The organism is Methylobacterium sp. WL6 (genome assembly GCF_008040095.1).
Taxonomy (GTDB): domain Bacteria; phylum Pseudomonadota; class Alphaproteobacteria; order Rhizobiales; family Beijerinckiaceae; genus Methylobacterium.
The window spans coordinates 1-7398 of record NZ_VRVH01000230.1 but is presented as its reverse complement, the minus strand read 5'-3'; the positions used below and the strand labels follow the sequence as shown (position 1 = coordinate 7398).

The following is a 7398-nucleotide window of genomic DNA, read 5'->3' as shown; positions in this document are numbered from 1 at the left end:
GCCGGCGGCGAGACGGCGCCGAGCGTGCCGGTGACCTTCGCGGCCGCCGACCTCGCCGACCTCGCGCGCCAGCTCGGCGCATGAGGCCTAAGCCTCGCCGCGGGCGACCAGCGCCTGGTATTCCGGAACCTCCAGGCGGCCTTCCTTGGCGACGCGGGCCTTGTCCGCGTCGGAGATCACGTCGCCGGCGAGGTCGAGGCGCTTCCACGCGGCCAGCGGCGTCTCCCTGCCGGGGGTCGGGACGTACTTGTTCTGCGCGACCTTCTCGTACTTGTGGATGTAGCGCGGGCAGTTGACCCAGATCTTCAACACGTCGACGCGCACGAGGTACTTGGCCTCGGTGTAGCGCGCCATCAGCGGGTCGTCGCGCAGCAGCGTGGCGGTGCCCTGAACGCGGATGCGGTGCGGCGTCTCGAAGTCGATGAAGAGCAGCCCGACCTTGGCCTGCCCCTCGATGTTGCCCATCGAATAGAACATCCCGTTGCCGTCGAAGCCGGGGAACACCAGGGTGTGGTCGTCCAGCACCTTCACGAAGCCGGGGCTGCCGCCCTTGTACGAGACGGTCGGCATGCCGTCGGGATCGACGGTCGACAGGAAGAACATGTCGCGCGAGCCGATGAAGGCCGCCTCGTCGTCCTGGATCGTCTCGTGCACCCATTGGGTGTCGAGGCGGTCGGCGAGCTTGGTGGTCTTGAATTCCTGCTGGAGCGCACGGTGCGCGTCCGAATAGAGCGAGGCCATGGTTTCCTCCTGAGCCGCCCGAGCCTCCGCGATCCTTGCGTCGCCGAGTTGTCCCGGAATTTCGCGGCGGCACTGTCCCCTCAAACGTCCGCGCGGGCAATTGCCGCGTTTGGCCGGCGCATGAAAAAGGCCGGCCCCGCTTCCACGGGGCCGGCCTTCCTCGTCGACGGTCGTCGGGAACGGCGCGACCGAAGGTCCGAAGAGAATCAGTTCTTGGTCTTGTCGACCAGCGCCTTCTCGGAGATCCACGGCATCATCCCGCGGAGCTTGGCGCCGACCTCCTCGATCGGGTGACGGGCGAGCTTGGCGCGGGTGGCCTTGAACGAGGTCTGGCCGACCTTGTTCTCCAGCATCCAGTTGCGGGTGAAGATGCCCGACTGGATGTCGTCCAGGACGCGCTTCATCTCGGCCTTGGTCTCGGACGTGACAATGCGCGGGCCGGTGACGTACTCGCCGTACTCGGCGGTGTTCGAGATCGAGTAGTTCATGTTGGCGATGCCGCCCTCGTAGATGAGGTCGACAATGAGCTTCACCTCGTGCAGGCACTCGAAATAGGCCATCTCGGGGGCGTAGCCCGCCTCGACCAGGGTCTCGAAGCCGGCCTTGATCAGCTCGACGAGGCCGCCGCACAGCACGGCCTGCTCGCCGAAGAGATCGGTCTCGCACTCTTCCTTGAAGGTGGTCTCGATGATGCCGGCACGTCCCCCGCCGTTGGCCGAGGCGTAGGACAGGCCGAGGTCGTGGGCGTTGCCCGAGGCGTCCTGGGCGATGGCGATCAGGGTCGGCACGCCGCCGCCCTTGAGGTACTCGCCGCGGACCGTGTGGCCGGGGCCCTTCGGGGCGACCATCAGCACGTCGAGGTCGGGACGCGGCTCGATCAGGTTGAAGTGCACGTTGAGGCCGTGGGCGAACAGGAGGGCGGCGCCCTGCTTCATGTTCGGCTCCAGCGACTCCTTGTAGATGTCGCCCTGCAGCTCGTCGGGGGTGAGCATCATCACGACGTTGGCCCACTTGGCGGCCTCGGCGACCGACATCACCTTGAAGCCCTGGCCTTCCGCCTTCTTGGCGGTGGCCGAGCCCTCGCGCAGCGCGATGGCGATGTCCTTCACGCCGGAATCGCGTAAATTGAGCGCGTGGGCATGGCCCTGGCTGCCGTAGCCGACGATGACGACCTTCTTGCCCTTGATCAGGTTCAGGTCGGCGTCGCGATCGTAGTAGACCCGCATGATGTGTGTCCTCTCTCGTGAAGGGGTTGTGGTTAGCGCTTGGGCTGGCCGTAGAGGGCCAGGAACTGCTCCACCGCCCGGGCGGCGTCGCGTCTGATCTCGGCGGCGTCGAAGACGATCGCATCGCCGAGCAGAAGTCTGATCTGCACGTCGCGGCCGACGAGGCCGAAGAAGGTCCGGAAGGCGGTCTCGCTGTCGTCGAAGGCGAGAAGCCCCGCCGCGCGGCCGGCCTCCAGCACCGGCTTCAGGCGGTCGCCGATCGCGAAGCGCCCGTTGGCGAGCACGATGCTGCCGAGGTTGCTCTTCCGAGACGCCGCGTCGCCGATGGCGATGCGGTTCAGGGCGATCGAGGCCCGGCTCGAGATCACGCCGAGCCAGGTCGTCGCGAAATCGCGAAGGCTCTCGCTCAGGGCGGCGACGTCGAGCGCGCGGGCCTCGTACTGCCCAGCACGCACGCGCGAGGCCTGCCATTGCACCGTCGCGGTCAGCAGGCCGTCGCGGTCCCGGAACCACTTGTACAGCGTCTCCTTCGAGCAGCTCGCCCGGCGCGCGACCGCATCCATGGTGAGCTGGTCGCCCTCCTCCACCATCAGGTCCAGGACCGCATCGAGCACGGCCTGCTGGCGGACCGAGGGGGTCGCGTCGTGGATCGCCGAGCCTGCTGCCATCGGGTGCCGAGCCGTACCGTACCGTACGGTTCGCCTGATAGGGCGATTCGGCGGCGGCCGCAAGGTGTCCAGTCGCAGGCGCGCGTCAGGCGGGAAGCGGCAGGCCCTCGCGGGCGAAGACGGCCTGCACGGCCGACCGCTCGGCCATCGTGCGGGCGTGGGCGGTCCAGGACGGGAAGCGGGCCGACATGTCGAACCGCAGCGTCGGGCCGCGGGCCCAGACCCAGAACACCATCAGGTAGGCGTCGACCACGCTGTAGCGATCCTGCACAGCCCAGCCGCCGTTCGAGAGCCGGACCTCGGTCATCGTGCAGAGGTCGCCGAACGTGTCGGCCGCCTTGGCTCGGATGCCGGGCAGCGCCGCCTCGTCGTCGCTGTAGCGCTCCGGCCGGCGGATATGGGCGTAGGCCGGGTGATGGTTGATCGAGAGCCAGCACAGCCACTCGTCGGCGACGGCCTGCGCCCGCGGATCCTCGGGCCAGAGCTTCGCCTCCGGGTGCGCGCGGGCGACGTGGCGCAGGATCGCCGAATTCTCGGTGAGGACCCAGTCGCCCGCGACCAGGGCCGGCACCCGGCCGCGCTCGTTGATCGCGAGGTATTCCGGCGCGCGCTGGTCGCCGGCGGCGAGGTCGAGGCGCACGGTGTCGTAGGGCGCGCCCGCCTCCTCCAGCGCGATGTGCGCGGCGAGCGAGCAGGCGCCGGGGGCGTAGTAGAGGGTGGTCATGGGCGCGCGCTTGTCTCCGCCGCATCGCCGATGCGCACGCCGATGAGAGCGGCCAGCTTCGAGCGGACTTCCTGCAGGATGGGGGCGGGAACGGCTCCGAGAGACCGGAGCGTTCGGGCCTTTCGATCGATCGAGCGAGCCTGATCGACGAGGATCGCCCCCGCCGCGCCGACGCCGTCGGGCAGGAGAACTTTCGTCGGCCAGGGATCGAGGTTCCGTGTGATCGGGCAGATGATGATCCGCCGGGTCAGCGTGTTCATCTCGAGGGTCGAAACGATCAGGGCCGGACGTCGCCCGCGCTGCTCGGTCACAAGGACAGGATCGAGGTCGACGAGGATCAAGTCGCCGGGGCGGAGGATGCGTTCAGCGGGGATCGTCGTCATCGATGATCTCGGAGCCGACATCCGGCCCCCAATCGACGGTCGGAGGCTCGAAGTCGGGTCCGAGCCGCCGCATCTCCGCGGCCATCTCGGCCATCGTGTAGATCGGGAAACCGTTCACGAAGCGCCGCGCGGGCTCGGAAGCGGATGCGACCCGGACAGGATGGATCTCGACGTCCTGGCCGACCACCAACCCGAGTTCGCGCACGTCGTCTTCCGACACCGCGAGGACGAGGTCGTCCCCTTTTCGTTCGAGCCGTGCCCGCATCCCCAGCCCTCCGGCATCGCGACGGCACCTTAGCACCGTCGTCGGAAATCCGTCACATCGGGTCGGCGCCGCGGCCCATCGCGGCGATGCCGGTGCGGGAGATCTCGACGAGGCCGAGCACGGTCATCAGGCGGATGAAGCGGTCGATCTCCTCGGTCGCGCCGGTCAGCTCGAACACGAAGGAGGTCAGCGTCGCGTCGAGCGTCTTGGCGCCGAAGGCGGCGGCGAGCCGGAGCGCCTCGCCGCGATGCTCGCCCTGCCCCGCCACCTTCACCAGGCAGAGCTCGCGCTCAAGCGCGCTGCCCTGGAGGGTCAGGTCGACGACCCGGTGCACCGGCACGAGGCGGTCGAGCTGCGCCTTGATCTGGTCGATCACCGCGTTGGTGCCGGCGGTGACGATGGTGATGCGCGAGAGGTGGCGCGCCTCCTCCGTCTCCGACACCGTCAGGCTCTCGATGTTGTAGCCGCGTCCCGAGAACATCCCGGAGATGCGCGCGAGCACGCCCGGCTCGTTGTCGACGATCACGGCGAGGGTGTGCCGGTTGACGGCCTCGATCCGGCCGGCATCGGGGTAGTGGGTGTTCATGGCGTTCATCGCGGGGCGCGTCCTCGTCGTCCAGTTCGTTCGATCCGCGGTCTCGCACCCCTGGCGCGAGGCAAGTGCGGCTGCGCGTCGCCGCCGAGGCGGCGGACCGCAGCCCGACCCCAGGGTCGGGCTGCCACCAAGAGGCTACACCAGCATCTTGCCTTCCTCGGAGATCACGTCGCCGATCTCCATGCCGGTCTCGCCGAGATAGTCGGAGAGCAGCATCTCGTTGTGCGCCTTGCCCGACGGGATCATCGGGAAGCAGTTCTCCTTCTTGTCGACGATGCAGTCGAACACGACCGGCCCGTCGTAGTCGAGCATCGCGGCGATCGACGCGTCGAGGTCGCCCGGCTTGTCGCAGCGGATGCCCTTGGCGCCGTAGGCCTCCGCCAGCTTGACGAAGTCCGGCAGGCTCTCCGAGTAGCTCTGCGAGTAGCGCGAGCCGTGCAGCAGCTCCTGCCACTGGCGCACCATGCCCATGTACTCGTTGTTCAGGATGAAGATCTTGACCGGCAGGCGGTACTGCACCGCGGTCGAGAGCTCCTGCATGTTCATCAGGATCGAGGCTTCGCCCGCGATGTCGATGACTAGGCCCTTGGGATGGGCCAGCTGCGTGCCGATAGCCGCGGGCAGGCCGTAGCCCATGGTGCCGAGGCCGCCCGACGTCATCCAGCGGTTCGGCTCCTCGAACTTGAAGTACTGCGCCGCCCACATCTGGTGCTGGCCGACCTCGGTGGTGATGTAGGTCTCGCGGTCCTTGCACGCCTCGTAGAGGCGCTGCACCGCGTGCTGCGGCTTGATAATCGTGCCCGAGGGCCAGTAGGCGAGGCACTCGCGCGCCCGCCAGGTGCGGATCTTGGCGAACCACCCGTCGAGGTTGGACTTCTCGGGCTGAGCCGGGAGGGCGCGCCATGCCTCCAGCATGTCGGCGAGCACGGATCCGCAATCGCCGACGATGCCGACGTCGACCTTGACCACCTTGTTGATCGAGGAGGCATCGACGTCGATGTGGATCTTCTTCGAGAACGGCGAGAACGCGTCGAGCCGGCCGGTGATGCGGTCGTCGAACCGCGCGCCGACGCAGATCATCACGTCGCACTCGTGCATCGCGAGGTTGGCCTCGTAGGTGCCGTGCATCCCCAGCATCCCGAGGAACCTGTCGTCGGAGGCCGGGAAGGCGCCCAGGCCCATCAGGGTCGAGGTGACCGGATAGCCCGTCTCGGCGACGAGCTCGCGCAGCAGGCGCGAGGCCTCGGGGCCGGAATTGATCACGCCGCCGCCGGTGTAGAAGACCGGGCGGCGCGCCTGCGCCATCAGCTCGACGGCGGCGCGGATCTTGTCCGCATCGCCCTTCACCGCCGGCTTGTAGGTCTTGTGCCCGTCGACCGAGGGACGCTCGTAGAGCCCGCTCGCGAACTGGATGTCCTTGGGCAGGTCGACGACGACGGGGCCGGGGCGGCCGTGAGAGGCGACGTAGAAGGCCTCGTGCAGGATGCGCGGCAGGTCGTCGATCGATTTGACCAGGTAGTTGTGCTTGGTGCAGTGGCGCGTGATGCCGACCGTGTCGCATTCCTGGAACGCGTCGGTGCCGATCAGGTGCGTCGGGACCTGGCCCGTGATGCAGACGAGCGGGATCGAGTCGAGCAGCGCGTCGGTCAGCCCGGTGACGATGTTGGTGGCGCCGGGACCCGAGGTGACGAGCACGCAGCCGACCTTGCCCGACGAGCGGGCATAGCCCTCGGCGGCGTGCACGGCGCCCTGCTCGTGGCGGACCAGCACGTGCTTGACCGCGTCCTGGTGAAAGAGCGCATCGTAGATCGGCAGCACCGCGCCGCCGGGATACCCGAACAGCGTGTCGACACCCTGATCCTGGAACGCCCGGATGACCATCTCGGCCCCGGTCATGACCTCGCCGCCCATCGTCTTCCTCCTGCTCGCCTTGCTGGTCTTCGTCGTCTCGATGTCGTCGATCGGCGCGGGCAACAAAAAAGGGCCCCGCGAGGGACCCTGCATGCGCCACCGCCCGGATCGCGGCCCTGAGATCAGGGCCGCCCCGTCGGTGGCGCTTCCGCTACGATAAGGATCGTCGTCATCGGGATCGATCTCTCGCCCAACGCGGGCCGCCCGCATGGCGCTCCGCGTGAAAAGTGACCGGTGTCTTAACGAAGGCCTCGGCGATGGTCAACGGCATTCCGGCGGAGAGCCGGGCCGCCGCGAAGGATCCGGCCTCTGCGAAGCATTTGCCGCAGCCCGGCCCGACGGCGCGCGGCGCGATTGCCCCGCATCGGCGCCCGGCCTATCACCGATCCTCGTCCCCCCTCCCAACGAGCGCGAGAGCACGGAACGCCGGTGGCCCAGCCCGAGACGGCCTCGCTCAGCTACCTGCTCCTCGACGTCGCGGGCACCCCATGCGCGCTGCCGCGATCCGCGGCCGGCGAGGTGCTGCCGCTGCCGGACCTGTTCCGGCCGCCGGCCTGCGGCGGCTGGCTCGCGGGGTTCCTCAACCTCGGCGGAGAGCCGGTTCCGGTGGTCGACCTCGCGCGCCTTCTCGGCCTGCGCGAGGGCGCGCACGACCCGGGCCCCTACGCCCACCTGATCCTGACGCCGGACGCCGCCGCGGCCTGGCTCGTCGACCGGGTGACCGACCTCGTCGCCGTCGAGGCCGCCGCGATCCGGCCCGTCGCCGCGGGCGCGAGCCTCAACGGCTGCGTCTCCGCCGAGATCGCCCGGGGCGACCGGCTGATCCACGCCCTCGACCCGGCGCGCCTGCTCAGCGCCGAGGAGCGCGCCCGGGTCGAGGGCGTG

Annotated in this window: 9 protein-coding genes; 1 reads left to right on the top strand and 8 read right to left on the bottom strand. The window is 69.0% G+C overall.

What is annotated here, in order from left to right:
• Window positions 1–87: 87 nt before the first annotated feature.
• The 8 genes from FV230_RS21665 to FV230_RS21630 all read right to left on the bottom strand — a co-directional run bounded on the left by FV230_RS21665 (window position 88) and on the right by FV230_RS21630 (window position 6513).
• Entirely contained in the window at window positions 88–741 is a 654-nt protein-coding gene (locus FV230_RS21665; protein ID WP_147843874.1) for a pyridoxamine 5'-phosphate oxidase family protein, read from the bottom strand.
• Window positions 742–947: 206 nt separating this feature from the next.
• Window positions 948–1967, bottom strand: a complete 1020-nt coding sequence (gene ilvC / locus FV230_RS21660) for a ketol-acid reductoisomerase (RefSeq protein WP_147843873.1) — start codon at window positions 1965–1967, stop codon at window positions 948–950.
• Window positions 1968–1999: 32 nt separating this feature from the next.
• A complete protein-coding gene (locus FV230_RS21655) occupies window positions 2000–2635 on the bottom strand; it encodes a TetR/AcrR family transcriptional regulator C-terminal domain-containing protein (RefSeq protein ID WP_147843872.1) in 636 nt (211 codons plus the stop codon).
• A gap of 85 nt (window positions 2636–2720) precedes the next feature.
• Window positions 2721–3359, bottom strand: a complete 639-nt coding sequence (locus tag FV230_RS21650) for a glutathione S-transferase (protein WP_147843871.1) — start codon at window positions 3357–3359, stop codon at window positions 2721–2723.
• A complete protein-coding gene (locus FV230_RS21645) occupies window positions 3356–3742 on the bottom strand; it encodes a type II toxin-antitoxin system PemK/MazF family toxin (RefSeq protein WP_147843870.1) in 387 nt (128 codons plus the stop codon). Before FV230_RS21645 ends, FV230_RS21650 begins: the two co-directional genes overlap by 4 nt.
• Entirely contained in the window at window positions 3723–4007 is a 285-nt protein-coding gene (locus FV230_RS21640; RefSeq protein ID WP_147727991.1) for a MazF family transcriptional regulator, read from the bottom strand. The genes FV230_RS21645 and FV230_RS21640 overlap by 20 nt, the downstream gene beginning before the upstream one ends.
• Before the next feature lie 52 nt (window positions 4008–4059).
• Window positions 4060–4602 carry an acetolactate synthase small subunit gene (gene ilvN, locus FV230_RS21635; protein ID WP_147727992.1) on the bottom strand — a complete coding sequence of 181 codons (543 nt, stop codon included), beginning with the start codon at window positions 4600–4602 and terminating at the stop codon, window positions 4060–4062.
• A 135-nt stretch (window positions 4603–4737) separates the two neighbouring features.
• Window positions 4738–6513 (bottom strand): acetolactate synthase 3 large subunit, encoded by a 1776-nt coding sequence (locus tag FV230_RS21630; protein WP_147843875.1) that lies wholly within the window; start codon window positions 6511–6513, stop codon window positions 4738–4740.
• A gap of 429 nt (window positions 6514–6942) precedes the next feature.
• Here FV230_RS21630 and FV230_RS21625 point away from each other — a divergent pair.
• A partial coding sequence (locus FV230_RS21625) for a chemotaxis protein CheW (RefSeq protein ID WP_147843869.1) occupies window positions 6943–7398 on the top strand: 456 nt, incomplete at its 3' end.